The organism is Bacillus sp. 01N42_2 (assembly GCF_056399565.1).
In genome coordinates this window covers 237,301-254,706 of the sequence record NZ_JBFTRO010000003.1, presented here as the reverse complement: position 1 = coordinate 254,706, position 17,406 = coordinate 237,301, and the positions used below count along the sequence as shown (strand labels likewise).

Genomic DNA, 17,406 nt, shown 5'->3' with positions numbered 1-17,406 from the left:
AAATAAAGTCCTGATGTGTTAGTTGTACACCTAGTTTTGACCGAACATTTTTTTGCTTTGGGAGCCCGTATTTTTAAATGGCGTACATGCCTCTTTTCATTCGGTAAAGAGGACTTACAAGATTTGAAAAAGGGCACCCACCTGCTGAGAGCGGGTTCAAAACGAAGGAAAGCTGCAACGGCACAATTGGGACTTTATTTTTTGTGCGCTGAAACCAGCGGCTTTTTGACAAGCCGAGTTTATAAAACCAGAATGTGGAGTGAGGTTCTTGTTACATCAGTTTTCCAGAAATGAGCTAGCGATTGGAAAAGAAGGGCTGGACACGTTAAAAAACAGCACGGTGGCCGTTCTCGGCGTCGGCGGAGTCGGTTCATTCGCAGCCGAAGCACTGGCGAGGTCCGGAGTGGGACGGATCGTCCTTGTCGATAAAGATGATGTTGACATTACAAACGTAAACCGCCAGCTGCATGCGCTCTTGTCAACGGTGGGACAGCCGAAAACGGACTTGATGAAAGCGCGGATCGCGGATATTAATCCGGATTGCGATGTCGTCGCCTTAAAAATGTTTTATACAGAAGAGACATATGAGCAGTTCTTTGAGTATCCGCTCGATTACGTCATTGACGCGTCGGATACGATTCATTATAAAATTCATCTGATGAAAGAATGTCTGAAACGGGATGTTCCGCTGATTTCGAGCATGGGAGCGGCGAATAAAACAGACCCGACACGCTTTCAGATTGCTGATATTTCAAAAACCCATACTGATCCGATTGCCAAAGTCGTCCGCACAAGGCTTCGTAAAGAGGGCATTAAAAAAGGCGTACAGGTCATTTTTTCTGATGAAAGCCCGATCGTCATCCGTGAAGACGTCAGAAAAGAAGTCGGGAATGATGAAGCGAAAATCCGCAAAGCGCAAATGCCGCCGTCTTCCAACGCCTGGGTTCCGTCAGTGGCCGGTCTGATTATGGGCGGACATGTCGTGATGGAGCTCTTAAAGGACATCAAGATTAAACGGGTTAAAGATAAATAAAAAGAAAAACAGCCTTCTTTAAGAAAGGCTGTTTTTTATTTGAATCCGCCGCTTGTACGAGGTTTGGCATGTATCAAACAAAAAAGACAAGAACACATGGGGTGTCCTTGCCCGGTTATTTTTTCTTCATCAGTTTTTCATATACTTGCTTTATGGCGGCTTCAAATTTCCCCGTTTGTTTCGGTTTATAGTATTGTTTGTTTTTTAACGGATCGGGCAAGTATTGCTGTTCGACCCATCCGTTCTCGAAATCATGAGGATATTGATAGCCGATCCCGCGTCCGAGTTCTTGGGCCCCTTTATAGTGGGCGTCTTTTAAATGTTTCGGCACATCGCCGATTTTACCCGCTCTGATATCTTTAAGCGCCTCATCAACGGCTGAGATGGCGGAGTTTGATTTTGGTGAGAGGCATAATTCGATGACCGCATTGGCCAGCGGAATTCTCGCTTCCGGAAAGCCGATCCGTTCTGCGGTCTGAATCGCGCTCAGCACCCTGGGGCCTGCCTGCGGGCTTGCAAGGCCGATATCCTCATAGGCGATCACGAGAAGTCTTCTTGATATGCTTTCAAGGTCGCCGGCTTCGATCAGACGGGCCAAATAATGAAGGGCGGCGTTTGCGTCAGAGCCCCGGATTGATTTTTGGAATGCGGATAAGACGTCATAATGCGCATCTCCGTCTTTATCATGGGTATAGCTTTTTTTCTGCAGACATTCCTCCGCTGTTTCCCGTGTAATCCGGATCGTGCCGTCGCTTGATTCCTTTGTGGAGAGCACGGCAAGCTCCAGCGCGTTCAAAGCGGAGCGGACGTCTCCTCCGCACCCTTGCGCGAAATGATCCATCGCGTCGTCGTCCACCGACACGCTGTAGGAACCGAGTCCGCGGTGTTCATCTGTAAGCGCTCTTTTCAATGCCTGCTTAATCAGATCGGGTGTTAACGGTTCGAGCTCGAATATCTGGGTCCGGCTTCTGATGGCCGGGTTAATGGCATGATAAGGATTGGCAGTCGTCGCGCCGATTAAAATAATCATGCCGTTTTCTAAATAGGGCAGCAGAAAATCCTGTTTCCCCTTATCAAGCCTGTGCACTTCATCTAGGATTAAAATGACCTGGCCTGACATTTTCGCTTCCTGTACGACAATCTCCATGTCTTTTTTATTATGAATGACGGCATTCAATTTCCTGAATGCGATGCTTGTCGATCCTGCGATCGCCGTGGCGATGGACGTTTTTCCGATGCCCGGCGGACCGTACAGGATCATGGAGGATAAGTGCTTTGCACGCACCATTCTGCCGATGATTTTATCTTCTTTGACCAGATGTTCCTGGCCGATAATGTCTTCGATATTGGCAGGCCGCATCCGATACGCCAGTGGTTTCATGAACATCTCTCCTTACATATACAGGGTAACGGAAAACGGACGATTAGAAAAGCGAATTGCGGCAGGCCCCGTGTTTCAATGAAAATTAGGATAAGTTATGTTATAATAACAGTTGGTCTATAAGATACTAAACAGATTATTCATATCCATTTACTTGTATAAATTAACAATTAGAATTGACTGGGGTGTTCATATTGAAAATATCGACAAAGGGAAGATACGGGCTCACCATTATGATCGAATTGGCGAAAAAGCACGGAGACGGTCCGACGTCGCTCAAAAGCATCGCCCAAACAAACAGCCTTTCTGAGCATTACTTGGAACAGCTTGTATCACCGCTCAGAAACGCCGGACTCGTAAAAAGCATCAGAGGCGCTTACGGGGGTTATGTGCTCGGCGGGCAGCCTGAAGAGATCACGGCCGGAGATATTATCAGAGTGCTGGAAGGACCGATCAGCCCGGTGGAAGTTCTTGAGGATGAAGAGCCTGCCAAGCGGGAGCTATGGATCCGCATCCGCGACGCCGTAAAAGACGTGCTGGACAGCACGACGTTAGAAGACCTTGCGAGCTACACGGACGGCGAGCAGGAAGCTTATATGTTCTATATTTAAACCAGAGGTGTAAAAAACAATGGAACGGATTTATTTAGATCACGCCGCGACTTCCCCGATGGATGAGCGTGTGCTTGAAAAAATGAAGCCGCATTTCTTCGGCAGCTTCGGCAACCCGTCAAGCATCCATTCATTCGGAAGAGAGTCCCGGAAATGGGTTGACGAAGCGAGAGCGGACATCGCGCGCGAAATCAGTGCGAAAGAACAGGAAATCATTTTCACAAGCGGGGGCACGGAGGCTGATAATTTAGCGATTTTCGGAACGGCTGCCGCCCGGAAGAATGAAGGGAAGCATATCATTACGACCGCTGTTGAGCATCATGCCGTACTGCACGCTTGCGAAAAGCTGGAAGAAGACGGTTTTGAGGTGACATACCTCAATCCCGGCCCTTCAGGACGGATCAGTGCAAATCAGGTGAAAGAAGCGCTCCGTGATGATACAATCCTTGTTACCGTCATGTATGGCAATAACGAAGTCGGAACCATTCAGCCGATTGACGAAATCGGAGAGCTGTTAAGCGGGCATCAGGCCTATTTTCACACAGATGCCGTCCAGGCATTCGGTTATATGCCGATTGACGTGAAAAAAAGCAGAATTGACATGCTGTCTGTTTCCGGTCACAAGCTTAACGGGCCAAAAGGGACAGGCTTTTTATATGTAAATCAAGAGGTGAAGCTGTCACCGATTCTTCTCGGGGGAGAGCAGGAACGAAAGCGCCGCGCGGGGACGGAAAATGTACCGGGCATCGCCGGCTTAAAAGAAGCGGTCGTTCTTTCAAACCGTGAGCGGGAAGAGAAAACAGCGAAGTTTAAGGAGTTTAAAAACATCATCATGAGCACGCTGGAAAAAGCCGGCGTGACAGCGGAGGTGAACGGAGATGCCGAGAACTGCCTGCCTCATATTTTAAATCTTTACTTTCCCGGTGTGCCGGTGGAAGCGCTGCTGGTCAATCTTGACATGGAAGGCGTTGCCGTCTCCAGCGGATCCGCGTGTACGGCGGGATCCGTTCTTCCGTCCCATGTGCTTACGGCCATGTTCGGAAGTGAAAGCGGCAGACTGACCTCGTCAATCCGTCTCAGCTTCGGCCTCGGCAATACGGCGGAACAAATCGAAACAGCCGCCGAAAAGCTTGCCGACGTCGTTAAACGGCTTGCTTAAAACGGCGGACTTACGTTTTTAATGGAGTGAATGCAAATGGAAAAACGGCCGGAGAATACAAGAGTCGTAGTCGGCATGTCCGGCGGAGTGGACTCTTCTGTGGCGGCCCTTCTGCTGAAGGAGCAGGGCTACGATGTAATCGGAATTTTTATGAAAAACTGGGATGATACGGACGAAAACGGTTTTTGCACGGCGACGGAAGATTATGAAGACGTCATCCGGGTCTGCAACCAAATCGGAATTCCGTATTATGCCGTCAATTTTGAAAAGCAATATTGGGAAAAGGTATTTCAGTATTTCCTTGATGAATATAAAGCCGGAAGAACCCCTAATCCGGATGTCATGTGCAATAAAGAAATTAAGTTTAAGGCTTTCTTGGATCATGCTTTATCACTCGGCGCGGATTACCTTGCGACGGGCCATTACGCCCGCGTGGACAGAAGCGCAGGTACAGTGCGCATGCTTCGCGGTCTGGATGAAAACAAGGACCAGACTTATTTTCTGAATCAGCTCAATCAGGAACAGCTCAGCAAAGTCATGTTCCCGATCGGTGATCTGCAAAAAAGCCGCGTGCGGGAAATCGCCAAAGAAGCGGAACTTGCGACAGCTGCGAAAAAAGACAGCACGGGAATCTGCTTTATCGGCGAACGCAACTTCAAAACGTTTCTCAGCCAATATCTCCCTGCTCAGCCGGGCGATATGATGACAATGGACGGAGAAGTAAAAGGGCGTCATGACGGACTGATGTATTATACGATCGGACAGCGCCACGGTCTTGGAATCGGCGGAAGCGGCGAGCCGTGGTTCGCAGTCGGTAAAGATCTCGAGAAAAACATTCTGTATGTCGATCAGGGATTCCACAATCCGCTTCTGTATTCCGATAAAATCACGGCGACAAATATCAGCTGGACGCGTCCCGGTCTGATGGACGGCGGCGAAATGACATGCACGGCGAAATTCCGCTACCGTCAGGAAGATCACAAAGTAACGGTGAAAATGACGGGTGCCGATGAAGCGGAAATCATTTTCGACGGGCAGGTCCGCGCCGTAACGCCGGGACAAGCCGTTGTTTTTTATGACGGAGAAGAGTGCCTCGGCGGCGGAACGATAGATGACGTTTATAAAGACGGAACAAAATTGTGGTACGTATAACACATGTAAAAAACCTCAACTCGCATGTTGGGGTTTTTTAGCGAAAGGAAGTTAAAAATGGATTATAATAAAAGCGGAATTGATGCCATGCAGGAGGGCGATTTTGAAAAAGCGGCAGAGGCTTTCACAAAAGCGATTGAGGAAAACGGCCAAGATCCGGTGCCGTACATCAACTTCGCAAATCTGCTTTCTTCAGTGAACGAACTTGAACGCGCGCTTGCATTTTACAACAGAGCGCTTGAATTGGACAATTCAGCGGCAGCCGCTTATTACGGAGCGGGAAATGTATACGTGATGAAGGAATCGTTTTCCGAGGCGAAGGATATGTTTGAAAAAGCGCTTCGCTCCGGAATGGAAAACGGAGACTTGTTTTATATGCTCGGCACCGTTCTCGTCAAATTAGAGCAGCCGAAGCTTGCGCTGCCGTATTTGCAGCGGGCCGTTGAATTAAACGAAAATGACACGGAAGCGCGCTTCCAGTTCGGAATGTGTCTCGCAAACGAAGAAATGCTGGATGAAGCATTGGCGCAGTTTGAGACGGTGATTGAACAGGACCCAAGCCATGCGGACGCATTTTATAATGCCGGGGTCGCTTACGCTTACAAAGAAAATCGTGAAAAGGCGCTTGAGATGCTAGAAGGCGCAATCGGCATACAGCCTGATCATATGCTCGCGCTTCATGCGAAACAGCTTATCACTCAGTCATAACAAAAGGAGGGAAGGCTCGTGGATCAGCTGAACATCGAGGAACAGCCGTATGTAAAAGGCGTCATTCATACGGTCATTTACCACAATGACACCAACCTGTATACAGTGCTGAAAGTCAAGGTTGCAGAAACGTCTGAGGCGATCGAAGACAAGGTCGTATCCGTAACGGGCTACTTCCCTCTGCTGCAAGAAGATGAGACTTACACATTTTACGGAAAAACCGCCACACACCCCAAGTTCGGCCTGCAATTTCAGGCCGAACACTTTAAAAAAGAAATTCCGACCACAAAAGAAGGGATCATTCATTATTTATCAAGTGATCTGTTTGAAGGAATCGGAAAAAAAACGGCGGAAGAAATCGTCAAAAAGCTTGGAGACGGCGCGCTCAATAAAATTCTGGCTGATGCATCGGTGCTTTATGATGTGCCGAAAATGTCAAAAAAGAAAGCGGACAAACTGGCGGGAGAGCTGCAGCGGCATCAGGGGCTGGAGCAGATTATGATCTCTCTGAACCAATACGGTTTTGGGCCCCAGCTATCCATGAAAATTTATCAGGCTTACGAAACGGAAACCCTGGAGAAAATTCAGGAAAATCCTTATCAGCTTGTAAAGGACGTGGAAGGCATCGGTTTTGTGAAAGCCGACGAGCTGGGCGGGAAAATGGGGCTGTCAGGAAACCACCCGGAGCGGGTCAAAGCGGCTATCTTATATACGATCGAATCAACCTGTCTTTCAGAAGGCCATACGTACATAGAGACAAAGCAGCTGATTATCAATACGCAAACGCTTCTGAATCAGTCAGCTGAAGGCGGCCGCGTCACGGAAATGGATGCGGCTGACGGCATCATCGCCCTCGGGGAGAGTAAGGACATCATCATAGAAGGAGAACGCTGCTATTTTCCGTCATTGTTTTACGCCGAACAAAACGTCGCAAAACGCGTGCTCGACATTGCGGCCCAGACGGAGTATGCCGATCAGTTTCCTGAATCGGAATTTCTTCTTGCGCTCGGTGAACTGGAAGAACGGATGAACGTTCAATACGCTCCGAGCCAAAAGGATGCGATTCAAAAAGCGCTGTCCTCGCCAATGCTTTTACTGACCGGGGGACCGGGTACGGGAAAAACGACCGTGATCAAAGGCATCGTGGAATTGTACAGTGAACTGCACGGAGTATCGCTTGACCCTGGTGATTATAAAAAAGATGAAGCCTTTCCGGTGCTGCTTGCCGCGCCGACCGGAAGAGCCGCAAAGCGAATGAGCGAATCAACGGGTCTGCCGGCTGTTACGATTCACAGGCTGCTCGGCTGGAATGGCGCTGAAGGCTTTACCTACAATGAAGATCAGCCGATTGAAGGGAAACTGATTATTATAGACGAAGCGAGTATGCTCGATATTTGGCTCGCCAGCCATTTGTTTAAGGCGCTCCCTAAGCACATTCAGCTTATCGTCGTCGGTGATGAAGACCAGCTTCCTTCCGTAGGTCCCGGGCAGGTGCTGAGAGACCTTTTGGCTTCTGAGGTGCTGCCGACCGTGCGTCTGACAGATATTTACCGTCAGGCGGAAGGGTCATCCATCGTTGAACTTGCGCATGATATGAAAAAGGGACTGCTTCCCAAGGGGCTGACCGCGCCGACAAAGGACCGCTCGTTTATCCGCTGTAATTCTTCACAAATTAAAGAAGTCGTGGATCAAGTCGTCTCAAACGCGCTAAAAAAGGGATATACGTCCAAAGACATTCAAGTGCTCGCGCCGATGTACAGGGGAAAAGCGGGAATTAACGAACTGAATGTGCTTCTTCAAGACATCATGAATCCGCCGAAAGAAAAAAGGCGGGAGCTGAAATTCGGAGATGTCGTCTACAGGACGGGCGATAAAATATTACAGCTTGTCAACCAGCCGGAAAACAATGTGTTTAACGGAGATATCGGCGAAATCGTGTCTATCTTTTATGCCAAAGAAAATACGGAAAAAGAAGACATGGTCGTCGTATCGTTTGACGGGAACGAAATCACCTTTACGAAAAAGGATTTCAGCCAGTTTACCCATGCTTACTGCTGTTCCATTCATAAGTCGCAGGGCAGCGAATTTCCGATTGTCGTCCTGCCTGTCGTCAAAGGCTATTATCGAATGCTCAGGAGAAATCTCCTTTATACCGCCATTACAAGAGCCAAAAAATTTCTGATTCTTTGCGGAGAAGAAGAAGCGCTTGAATGGGGCGTCAAAAACAATGATGCCACCGTCAGACAGACGTCACTTAAAAACAGGCTCACAGAGCAGACTGAAGAGATGGATGCAGAACTGGCCGCCCTGCAAAAAGAGCTGCCGTTCAGTGTATACGATGCGAATATCGGAATGGAAGGCATCACGCCTTTTGACTTTATGGAAGAAAAAGCGTAAATAAAACCCGGCGTATGTTCATGCGCCGGGTTTTCGCCTGTGGAAGTCATTTCAAAGTATGGCGCCCGGCTTCTTGGCAAAACCTATACGTGTTCAACAAAAGGTGGTTGATCACACTTTGAGAACATGCCATGCAGCTGAAGGACGAACCGTATATGACGAACACACCCGGCGCAGCCTGGGGATGATATCGGATGTGTGTTTCTCTCTTGACGGCCGGTTTCTCGGTTTCGTGCTTGAGCAGAAACGCCTGTTTCACAACCGCCATCTTTTTTTAGCAGCCAGTGATATAAAAGAGATGGAACAAAAAGCCGTAGCTGCCGCCGGAGCTCACTTGCAGCCTTTGCCTAAGAGCTGTTTCACCTTTGAACAGATTAAGATGCAGCCGGTGAAATCGCCTGATGGTGAAATGTTCGGTTTGCTGGAAGATGTATACTTTTGTTTGGACAAGGGCATAATCGTAGCATATGAACTCTCGGACGGCTTCTTTTCAGATCTGGCAGGCAGACGCCAAGTGCGGCGCGCTGCCGATACGCTTATTGAAGCGGGGAAAGACGGCATCGTCCTGAACGGATAAGAGGTGTAGTCTGTGCTTGTATGTCCGAACTGCAAAAGTAAAGATATCGGCAAAATCGGAGTAAACCAATACTATTGCTGGGGCTGCTTCATAGAGCTGACGGTGGCCAAAGGCAAAATTGCGACACATCAAGTAGAGGAAGACGGCACGTTAAGCAGTCTTGATGATTTGTTTTCTGAGGACGAACGCAGTATCAATTTTTAATGTTGAAAGGAGATACGCGCGATGGGCAGAACAATGACCTCTCTATTGGCTTTAGGAGCTGGAGCCGTTATGTATCGTATGGCTTCTCAGTCCGATATGCTGAATAAAAAAGGTATGAAACGGATGAGAAGACGAGTTATGAAAATGTTCTAAGCAGAAAAAAGGATACTTCTTCGGAAGTATCCTTTTTACGTTTGTCTCGCTTCCAGCCGCCGGGCTAGAAGAGATAAGCTGTAATTGACCGCAAAATACATCAGGGCCGCCAGCAGAAAAACCGGAAAAAAATAACCCCCGTCAGCGCTTTGTCCGTTTAAAATCTGCGCATTATGAATCAGCTCGGGCAGAGCGATGACCACCGCAAGTGACGTATCCTTTAATAAAGAAATAAATTGGCTCACAATCGGAGGGACCATACGCCTGAGCGCCTGCGGCATGACAACGAGAAAAAGAGTCTGCGTGTAGGTCAGTCCTGAAGAACGCGCCGCTTCAATCTGGCCTTTCTCAACGGATTGCAAACCGCTTCTGATGATTTCTGACAGCATGGCTGATTCAAAAATCGTCAGCGCTGTGATGGCGGCTGCGGTAATTTCCAGTTTGATGCCGATTTCCGGAAGGGCAAAAAACGTAAAGAAAATGATTAATAACAGCGGCAGGTTGCGGATGGTTTCGACAATGGCGGCTATTATGCCAGAGACGGCAGGGATTTTCGCATAGCGCAAAGTGCCGGCGGCAAGCCCGAAAATAAAACTCAGGACAATGGAAATAAGCGCAACATAAAGCGTGATCAAAAAGCCGTTCCATAAAAACAGCAGATGGTCAGGTGTATAGGCGCCGCTAAAATCCATGTTGTTCACTCTCCTTCTTTAATAACTTTTTCCGAGGCGTCTTTCCAAATAGTGAACCCCGATGCTGAGCGGTATCGTTAAAATCAAATAAAAAAGCGCCACAAAGATATAAACATCAAACACGACGAGAGTGCTTGAAGAAACGAGATCGGCCTGATACATCAAATCCAGTCCCGCCACCACGCCGAGAATTGATGAGTTTTTGACAAGGTTGAGAAATTGGTTTCCGAGCGGGGGAATCACGATTTTAACAGCCTGAGGGAGAATCACGTATCTCATTGCCTGACTGTAGGTGAAGCCTGACGATCTGGCCGCTTCCATCTGTCCCTTGGAGACAGTCTGAATTCCGGCTCTGATGGCTTCTGCGATAAAGGCGGACGTGTAAATCGTAAGCGCGATCGTCCCGGCCTGAAAGCCGTCCAGTCTCAATCCGGCGTTCGGAAGTCCGAAATAAAAAACGAATGTGATGAGGAGAAGCGGGATGTTCCGGATAAATTCCACATACGCAGTGCCGATCCATTGGAGGGGTTTGAACGTCGTGATTCTCATGACAGCGATCAGAACGCCAAGAGCGAAGCTGCCGGCCAGCGCGATGAAGCTCGCAAGCAGTGTGTGCAGGAAACCGTCCAGATACATATCGAAGTTTTCCGTTAAGATTGTAAAGTTCATGTTTTTGTCACTCCTTATAAAACGGGGATGAGCATGTCTGCTCATCCCGCGGTCGATTCTATTTTGCCGGTTCTTCTTTAATCCATTTTTTATAGATTTTTCCGTACCTGCCGTCGGCTTTCATTTTTTTCAAAGAGGCGTTGATTTCTTTGACGAGCCCGGATTGGCCTTTTTTAACGGCGATTCCGTAAGGTTCATCGGTGAATGTGCCGCCTGTCAGCTGATATTGTTTATTTTCATCTGCCATGCCGTATAAAATCGCATTATCCGTGGTGAGCGCATCTCCCTGTCCCGCTTTAAGCGCAGTGAACGCTTCGGCGTAATTTTCAAATTCCAGCACTGAGGCGTCGGGCGCTTTTTCCCTGATGTTCTGTGAGGAAGTGGAGCCTTTTACCGCCAATACTTTTGAGCCTTTTCCCAGGTCTTCGGTGCTTTTGATGCGGCTTCCTTTTTTGACGAGCAGGGACTGCCCGGCTTCAAAATAAACGTCTGAGAAATCAACTTCTTTTTTCCGCTCATCCGTTATCGTCATCGTGGCCGTGATGGCGTCGATATCGCCGTTTTGCAGCATCGGAATTCTCGTTTTTGACGTCACTTCTTTAAACTCCGCTTTTTTCTCATCTCCCAGAATATCTTTTGCAATCTGTTTGGCGATATCAATATCAAACCCTTCGATATCCCCGGAGCTTGGGTTTTTCAGTCCGAATAATCTCGTATCGGTTTTAACGCCGAAGATGATTTTGTCTCTGTCTTTAATAGAAGCTAACGTGTCTTTTCCCGTGCCCTTTGAACCCCCGGACGTTTCTTTCCCTCCGCAGGCGGCCAGCATCAAGACGGCCAGCAGTGAGATCAATCCGAAAGATAACCATTTTGTTACGCGTGACATAAGCGTTCCCCCGTTTCTTTTCAGTGATTTAAAATACGGCTTAAGAATAAACGCGCCCTCTCTTCACGCGGGCTTTCGTAAAACTCAGCCGGTGCAGCTTCCTCTAAGATGGAACCGCTGTCGATAAACACGATGCGGTCAGCCACTTCTTTGGCGAATCCCATTTCATGTGTGACGACTACCATGGTCATGCCTTCCTTTGCGAGTGTTTTCATGACATCCAGCACTTCTCCGATCATTTCCGGATCAAGCGCGGATGTCGGTTCATCAAACAGCATCACCTCGGGCTTCATCGCAAGTCCTCTGGCGATGGCGACGCGCTGCTGCTGGCCGCCTGAAAGCTGTGAAGGGTAAGCGTCCGCTTTGTCGGGTATGCCGACTTTTTTCAAGTAATATAAGGCCGTTTCTTTTGCTTCTTCTTTTGATTGCTTGAGCACTTTGATCGGCGCGAGCATAATGTTTTGCAGAACGGTTTTATGCGGATACAGATGAAAATGCTGAAACACCATGCCGATATTGCGGCGGACTTTATTCATATCCGTTTTTTTGTCATGGATGGAGGCGCCGTTTACCGTTAAAACGCCTCCATCAACTGTTTCCAGCTGATTAATGCAGCGGAGAAGCGTGCTTTTTCCCGATCCTGATGGTCCGATGACAACGACGACTTCTCCTTTTTTAATGTGCAGATTAATGTTCTTCAGCACGTGGAACTGTCCGTAGTGCTTATTTACATCCTGAAATGAGATCATGGTCATCCTCCTTAGAAAAACATGCGTCATATTGACTAACAGTTATGGAAATTTCTTTAACGTTACGATGATTATACAAATTTCCGGAAAATATATTCAAACTTTTTTGTAATTTCAGATAATTAATTCCGCCATGAGGTCTGCGACATAAGGCTGACTTTAGGAAACGGGAATAATTCCGGCTTTCTGTCAAAAGATAAAGCAAGAGGTGAAACATCATGCTTCAAAAACCGCTGCAGCTCTTAATGTGGACGGCTGTATGTCTGCTCGTTTTGTTAACAGTGTATGTCTTTTGTATGCTCGATATGTTATGGTCACCCATATGGCTTGTTATAAAATCTCTCTTTATTCCTATATTCATTGCAGTATTTATTGCTTATCTTTTGCTTCCGATTACTGAATGGCTTCATAAGAAAGGAATGTCTAGAACTTTAAGCCTGCTTCTGATTTATTGCCTGTTTTTCGGCGGAATCGGCTGGGGGGCTTATAAAGGGGTTCCTGTTTTAATTGAACAGCTGCAGGATCTGTCTGAGAGCATTCCCGGTCTTGCCGAAAACTACAACAGCATGCTGAGACACCTGCATAATCATACAGATCATTGGCCTGACGGCATGCACCATCGGATGGATAAAATGATTCAGCAGACAGAAACGTTTCTTGCCGGCACGATTGAGAGCACGATCAGAAGCATCCGTTTCGTGCTTGATTATATCCTGATCGCGGCAACGATTCCTTTTCTCGTTTTCTATATGGTGAAGGATATAGACGTCATGAAAAAGACGGTCTGGTATTTGACGCCGAAGTCTTGGAGGAAAAGGGGGAGTGAATTTCTGCGGGATGTGGACGACTCTCTCGGCGATTATATCCGCGGGCAGGTTCTCGTTTGTTTTTTGCTCGGATTAATAGCCGGCGTTTCTTTCTGGCTGTTCGGCCTTCCTTATCCGCTGATCTTAGGTCTTGCCATCGGGATTACGAATGTCATACCGTATTTCGGTCCGTTTATCGGCGCTGTTCCGGCGCTGCTCCTTTCGCTGGCGATTTCTGCTAAAGCTGTGATCATCGTAATCGTCACGATTTTTATTCTTCAATTTATAGAAGGAAACATTTTGAGCCCGCTTATTGTCGGGCGCAGTCTCAGAATGCATCCCGTCGTGATTATGCTTGCACTTCTTGCCGGAGGAGAGCTTGCGGGCATTCCCGGCATGATTCTCGCTGTTCCTGCAGCAGCCGTTTTAAAAGTGACGGCCATTCACTTTTTGCGGATCAGGACGGAACATTGACATTCGGGTTCTGCTTGTCTATAATTTCGAGTAGAATACATACGAATCTCGAGTGACGGATATGAGTACGCCGAAGCCCTGTTTAAGAGAGAAGCTCCGATACGCTGAAAGGAGCTTCAGCAGAAGATCGGCCGAAGCTAATCCTGAGTGCAGTTAAAGGCTGCCGCAGTCCTGCGTTACGGGATGAAAGGTGACGGGCCTTTTTCGGCCTGTAATCAGGGTGGTACCGCGAGACAGCTCTCGTCCCTGTGTGAACGCATGGTTTGCATAGGGAGAGGGCTTTTTTGCTGTCGCGAAAGAGAATTTCGGGTAGTGATAAGGAGGAATATAGATGAAACACTTAACTTCTGCTGAAGTGCGTCAAATGTTTTTAGATTTTTTTAAAGAAAAAGGCCATGCCGTTGAACCGAGCGCCTCATTGGTTCCGCATGAAGATCCGTCTTTATTGTGGATCAACAGCGGCGTTGCGACGCTGAAAAAATATTTTGACGGCCGCGTTGTGCCGGAGAATCCGAGAATTGTGAACGCGCAAAAATCAATCCGCACAAATGACATTGAAAATGTGGGAAAAACGGCGCGCCACCATACGTTCTTTGAGATGCTCGGAAACTTTTCCATCGGCGATTATTTTAAAGAAGAAGCCATCACGTGGGCATGGGAATTTTTAACGAGCGAAAAGTGGATCGGCTTTGATCCGGAGCTGCTGTCTGTAACGGTTCACCCTGAGGATGAAGAAGCTTATACGCTATGGGCGGAAAAAATCGGCGTTCCGGAAGAAAGAATCATCCGCCTGGAAGGAAACTTCTGGGATATCGGCGAAGGCCCGAGCGGACCGAATACGGAAATTTTCTATGACCGCGGCGAGAAATACGGCAATGACCCGTCAGATTCTGAATTGTATCCGGGCGGCGAAAATGATCGTTATCTTGAAGTGTGGAACCTGGTATTTTCAGAGTTCAACCACAATCCGGACGGCACGTACACACCGCTTCCGAAGAAAAACATTGATACGGGCATGGGGCTTGAACGGATGGTCTCCGTTATTCAAGACGTTCCGACAAACTTTGACACTGATTTGTTTATGCCGATTATTGAAGCGGCAGAGCGTATTTCCGGAGATGCTTACGGAAAGGATGCAGTGAAGGACACAGCCTTTAAAGTAATTGCCGATCATATCAGAACGGTCGCATTTGCGGTAAGCGACGGAGCTCTGCCGTCAAACGAAGGGCGCGGGTATGTTCTGAGACGCCTCCTTCGCCGGGCTGTGCGATACGCGAAAACAATCGGTATCAGCCGTCCGTTTATGTACGAGCTGGTACCGACTGTTGCAGGAATTATGGACGCTTTCTATCCGGAGGTGAAAGAAAAGCAAGAGTTTATTGCCAAAGTCATCAAAACGGAGGAAGAGCGCTTCCATGAAACATTGAACGAAGGTCTTGCCATTTTATCTGACGTGATAAAGAAAGAAAAGGAAAAAGGCAGCGGCATCATCTCCGGAAAAGACGTATTCAAACTGTACGATACGTACGGATTCCCGGTTGAATTGACGGAGGAATACGCGGAAGATGAGCAAATGAAGGTTGACCATAAAGGCTTTGAAGCCGAAATGGAAAAACAGCGTGAACGGGCGAGAAATGCGCGTCAAGATGTAGGAAGCATGCAGGTGCAGGGCGGCGCATTGCGCGACATTACTGCAGAAAGCACGTTTGTCGGCTACAGTTCCGTAAAAACTGAAGCGAAGGTGATTGAGCTTCTTCATGACGGGCAATTAATCAGCGAGGCGCATGAAGGGGATACCGTTCAGATTCTTCTTGATGAAACGCCTTTCTATGCTGAAAGCGGCGGACAGATTGGTGACAGAGGAGTGCTGAGAAGCGCACAGGCTGTCGTAAACATTAAAGACGTGAAAAAAGCTCCGAACGGCCAGCATGTACACGAAGGCACAGTGGATAGCGGCACGCTTCAAAAAGGCGCAAGCGTCACGGCTGAAGTGGAGGACCAAATGAGAAGCGGCGTGGTGAAAAACCATACGGCAACCCACCTTCTGCATCAGGCGCTGAAAGACGTTCTCGGCACACATGTCAACCAAGCCGGCTCACTCGTTACCGAAAACCGTCTGCGTTTTGACTTCTCTCACTTCGGTCAAGTAACGAAGGAAGAACTTGAACGCATTGAAGGAATCGTCAACGAAAAAATCTGGGAGAGCATTCCGGTAGCGATTGATCTGAAACCGATCAATGAAGCAAAAGAAATGGGTGCAATGGCCCTGTTCGGCGAGAAATACGGCGATATTGTACGCGTCGTACAAGTCGGCGATTACAGCCTGGAGCTTTGCGGCGGATGCCATGTCACGAATACGGCTGAAATCGGCCTGTTTAAAATCGTATCCGAATCAGGGATCGGCGCAGGTACGCGAAGAATTGAAGCCGTGACAGGAAAAGGCGCTTATCAGGAAATGAACAGCCAGCTCAGCCTCCTGCAGCACGCTGCGGACGAGCTGAAATCAAACGTAAAAGACGTGCCGAAGCGAATCCAGTCTCTTCAAGCGGAACTGAAAGAAGCGCAAAGAGAAAATGAATCATTGCTCAGCAAACTCGGCAATGTGGAAGCCGGAGCCATTCTGTCTAAAGTAAAAGACATCGGCGGCGTAAAAGTGCTTGCTGAAAAAGTAAATGCGAAAGACATGAACCACCTTCGCACAATGGTGGATGACCTGAAGGCGAAGCTCGGTTCTGCGGTCATCATTCTCGGCGCCGTGCAAAATGACAAAGTCAACCTGTCAGCGGGCGTAACAAAAGACTTGATCGAAAAAGGCCTTCACGCCGGCAAAATGGTCAAACAAGCGGCAGAAGTCTGCGGAGGCGGAGGCGGAGGCCGTCCGGACATGGCGCAGGCCGGCGGAAAGCAGCCTGAGAAATTGGAAGAGGCGCTCGCATCTGCGGAAGATTGGATAAAATCCGTTTTATAATCCTTTCAACTAGTGTAGAATGATGATAAGATGAGGACCTCAGGCTGAACTTTGCCTGCGAATTTGGGAAAGAGGTGCAAAACGGTGAGCTCGTTTGATAAAACGATGAAATTTAATTTCTCCGATGATTCTGCTGAAACAAACGTCGAAGAAGTGCTGATTACAGTATATGATGCGCTTCAGGAAAAGGGGTACAATCCTATCAACCAGATTGTCGGATACTTGCTGTCTGGAGACCCTGCATACATTCCTAGGCATCGCGACGCCCGGAACTTAATTCGCAAACTGGAACGTGACGAATTAATTGAGGAATTGGTAAAATCCTATCTAGAACAGCATAAAGAGGCGTAAATACACTCATGAGAATATTGGGACTTGATCTGGGAACGAAAACACTCGGCGTCGCTTTAAGCGATGAGATGGGCTGGACCGCTCAGGGCATTGAGACGATAAAAATAAACGAAGCTGAAGGAGATTACGGTCTGGACCGTTTATCCGAACTGATGAAAGACTATAATGTAGATAAGATCGTACTCGGTTTTCCGAAAAACATGAACGGGACGATCGGTCCGAGAGGCGAAGCCAGCCAAACATTTGCGAAACTGCTTGAAACAGCGTACAATGTCCCTGTTGTGCTGTGGGACGAGCGTCTGACGACGATGGCGGCTGAAAAAATGCTGATCGCGGCTGACGTCAGCAGGCAAAAACGAAAAAAAGTCATTGATAAAATGGCGGCTGTCATGATCCTTCAAGGATATCTGGACAGTTTAAACTAAGAGGTGAAAGA

The 17,406-nt window shown here is 48.0% G+C and carries 18 protein-coding genes and 1 other RNA gene; 14 read left to right on the top strand and 5 right to left on the bottom strand.

Going from position 1 to position 17,406, the window contains the following annotated elements:
• Positions 1-4: 4 nt before the first annotated feature.
• Both ssrS and AC1DN5_RS08855 read left to right on the top strand, forming a co-directional pair.
• Positions 5-197, top strand: a non-coding RNA gene (gene ssrS, locus AC1DN5_RS08860) — 6S RNA.
• Positions 198-268: 71 nt separating this feature from the next.
• Positions 269-1,033 carry a tRNA threonylcarbamoyladenosine dehydratase gene (locus AC1DN5_RS08855; protein WP_016938820.1) on the top strand — a complete coding sequence of 255 codons (765 nt, stop codon included), beginning with the start codon at positions 269-271 and terminating at the stop codon, positions 1,031-1,033.
• A gap of 115 nt (positions 1,034-1,148) precedes the next feature.
• Here AC1DN5_RS08855 and AC1DN5_RS08850 read toward each other — a convergent pair whose 3' ends face one another.
• Positions 1,149-2,414: a replication-associated recombination protein A gene (locus tag AC1DN5_RS08850; protein WP_064777707.1), complete on the bottom strand. Its 1,266-nt coding sequence runs from the start codon at positions 2,412-2,414 to the stop codon at positions 1,149-1,151.
• 194 nt (positions 2,415-2,608) lie between these two features.
• Here AC1DN5_RS08850 and cymR point away from each other — a divergent pair, with 194 nt between their 5' ends.
• The 8 genes from cymR (at position 2,609) to AC1DN5_RS08810 (ending at position 9,375) form a co-directional block, all read left to right on the top strand.
• On the top strand, positions 2,609-3,025 hold the full coding sequence (gene cymR / locus AC1DN5_RS08845) for a cysteine metabolism transcriptional regulator CymR (RefSeq protein ID WP_003152730.1): 417 nt from the start codon (positions 2,609-2,611) through the stop codon (positions 3,023-3,025).
• A 19-nt stretch (positions 3,026-3,044) separates the two neighbouring features.
• Positions 3,045-4,184, top strand: a complete 1,140-nt coding sequence (locus tag AC1DN5_RS08840; protein WP_095241557.1) for a cysteine desulfurase family protein — start codon at positions 3,045-3,047, stop codon at positions 4,182-4,184.
• Between the two features lie 36 nt (positions 4,185-4,220).
• Complete coding sequence (gene mnmA / locus AC1DN5_RS08835; RefSeq protein ID WP_016938823.1) at positions 4,221-5,336, top strand: tRNA 2-thiouridine(34) synthase MnmA; 1,116 nt, start codon at positions 4,221-4,223, stop codon at positions 5,334-5,336.
• Between the two features lie 87 nt (positions 5,337-5,423).
• Entirely contained in the window at positions 5,424-6,044 is a 621-nt protein-coding gene (locus tag AC1DN5_RS08830; protein WP_095532179.1) for a tetratricopeptide repeat protein, read from the top strand.
• Between the two features lie 18 nt (positions 6,045-6,062).
• Entirely contained in the window at positions 6,063-8,441 is a 2,379-nt protein-coding gene (gene recD2, locus AC1DN5_RS08825; protein WP_327815171.1) for an SF1B family DNA helicase RecD2, read from the top strand.
• 118 nt (positions 8,442-8,559) lie between these two features.
• Complete coding sequence (locus tag AC1DN5_RS08820) at positions 8,560-9,018, top strand: PRC-barrel domain-containing protein (protein ID WP_064777711.1); 459 nt, start codon at positions 8,560-8,562, stop codon at positions 9,016-9,018.
• A gap of 12 nt (positions 9,019-9,030) precedes the next feature.
• On the top strand, positions 9,031-9,222 hold the full coding sequence (locus tag AC1DN5_RS08815) for a hypothetical protein (RefSeq protein WP_003152738.1): 192 nt from the start codon (positions 9,031-9,033) through the stop codon (positions 9,220-9,222).
• Positions 9,223-9,243: 21 nt separating this feature from the next.
• On the top strand, positions 9,244-9,375 hold the full coding sequence (locus AC1DN5_RS08810) for a YrzQ family protein (protein ID WP_003152741.1): 132 nt from the start codon (positions 9,244-9,246) through the stop codon (positions 9,373-9,375).
• 35 nt (positions 9,376-9,410) lie between these two features.
• Here the strand turns inward: AC1DN5_RS08810 and AC1DN5_RS08805 are convergent, their stop codons facing one another.
• From AC1DN5_RS08805 to AC1DN5_RS08790, 4 genes are read right to left on the bottom strand one after another with little or no spacing between them, the layout of a single operon-like run.
• Positions 9,411-10,067 carry an amino acid ABC transporter permease gene (locus AC1DN5_RS08805; RefSeq protein WP_016938827.1) on the bottom strand — a complete coding sequence of 219 codons (657 nt, stop codon included), beginning with the start codon at positions 10,065-10,067 and terminating at the stop codon, positions 9,411-9,413.
• Positions 10,068-10,085: 18 nt separating this feature from the next.
• Positions 10,086-10,736 carry an amino acid ABC transporter permease gene (locus tag AC1DN5_RS08800; RefSeq protein WP_045926793.1) on the bottom strand — a complete coding sequence of 217 codons (651 nt, stop codon included), beginning with the start codon at positions 10,734-10,736 and terminating at the stop codon, positions 10,086-10,088.
• A gap of 58 nt (positions 10,737-10,794) precedes the next feature.
• A complete protein-coding gene (locus tag AC1DN5_RS08795) occupies positions 10,795-11,622 on the bottom strand; it encodes a transporter substrate-binding domain-containing protein (protein WP_016938829.1) in 828 nt (275 codons plus the stop codon).
• Between the two features lie 20 nt (positions 11,623-11,642).
• Positions 11,643-12,371: an amino acid ABC transporter ATP-binding protein gene (locus tag AC1DN5_RS08790; protein WP_095241563.1), complete on the bottom strand. Its 729-nt coding sequence runs from the start codon at positions 12,369-12,371 to the stop codon at positions 11,643-11,645.
• A gap of 218 nt (positions 12,372-12,589) precedes the next feature.
• Here AC1DN5_RS08790 and AC1DN5_RS08785 point away from each other — a divergent pair, with 218 nt between their 5' ends.
• The 4 genes from AC1DN5_RS08785 to ruvX all read left to right on the top strand — a co-directional run bounded on the left by AC1DN5_RS08785 (position 12,590) and on the right by ruvX (position 17,395).
• Positions 12,590-13,651, top strand: coding sequence for an AI-2E family transporter (locus AC1DN5_RS08785; protein ID WP_047475559.1), 1,062 nt, complete (start codon positions 12,590-12,592; stop codon positions 13,649-13,651).
• 331 nt (positions 13,652-13,982) lie between these two features.
• Complete coding sequence (gene alaS / locus AC1DN5_RS08780) at positions 13,983-16,619, top strand: alanine--tRNA ligase (RefSeq protein ID WP_366969134.1); 2,637 nt, start codon at positions 13,983-13,985, stop codon at positions 16,617-16,619.
• Between the two features lie 84 nt (positions 16,620-16,703).
• Positions 16,704-16,970 (top strand): IreB family regulatory phosphoprotein, encoded by a 267-nt coding sequence (locus AC1DN5_RS08775; RefSeq protein ID WP_003152749.1) that lies wholly within the window; start codon positions 16,704-16,706, stop codon positions 16,968-16,970.
• Positions 16,971-16,978: 8 nt separating this feature from the next.
• Positions 16,979-17,395, top strand: a complete 417-nt coding sequence (gene ruvX / locus AC1DN5_RS08770) for a Holliday junction resolvase RuvX (protein WP_095241565.1) — start codon at positions 16,979-16,981, stop codon at positions 17,393-17,395.
• The last annotated feature ends 11 nt before the right edge of the window (positions 17,396-17,406 follow it).

Coding starts and splice junctions, on each gene's coding strand:
- AC1DN5_RS08805 (WP_016938827.1), bottom strand. CDS start 10,067: ATGGATTTTAGCGGCGCCTATACACCTGACCATCTGCTGTTTTTATGG.
- AC1DN5_RS08800 (WP_045926793.1), bottom strand. CDS start 10,736: ATGAACTTTACAATCTTAACGGAAAACTTCGATATGTATCTGGACGGT.
- AC1DN5_RS08810 (WP_003152741.1), top strand. CDS start 9,244: ATGGGCAGAACAATGACCTCTCTATTGGCTTTAGGAGCTGGAGCCGTT.
- AC1DN5_RS08830 (WP_095532179.1), top strand. CDS start 5,424: ATGCAGGAGGGCGATTTTGAAAAAGCGGCAGAGGCTTTCACAAAAGCG.
- AC1DN5_RS08785 (WP_047475559.1), top strand. CDS start 12,590: ATGCTTCAAAAACCGCTGCAGCTCTTAATGTGGACGGCTGTATGTCTG.
- mnmA (WP_016938823.1), top strand. CDS start 4,221: ATGGAAAAACGGCCGGAGAATACAAGAGTCGTAGTCGGCATGTCCGGC.
- AC1DN5_RS08790 (WP_095241563.1), bottom strand. CDS start 12,371: ATGATCTCATTTCAGGATGTAAATAAGCACTACGGACAGTTCCACGTG.
- AC1DN5_RS08795 (WP_016938829.1), bottom strand. CDS start 11,622: ATGTCACGCGTAACAAAATGGTTATCTTTCGGATTGATCTCACTGCTG.
- AC1DN5_RS08840 (WP_095241557.1), top strand. CDS start 3,045: ATGGAACGGATTTATTTAGATCACGCCGCGACTTCCCCGATGGATGAG.
- alaS (WP_366969134.1), top strand. CDS start 13,983: ATGAAACACTTAACTTCTGCTGAAGTGCGTCAAATGTTTTTAGATTTT.
- ruvX (WP_095241565.1), top strand. CDS start 16,979: ATGAGAATATTGGGACTTGATCTGGGAACGAAAACACTCGGCGTCGCT.
- AC1DN5_RS08850 (WP_064777707.1), bottom strand. CDS start 2,414: ATGAAACCACTGGCGTATCGGATGCGGCCTGCCAATATCGAAGACATT.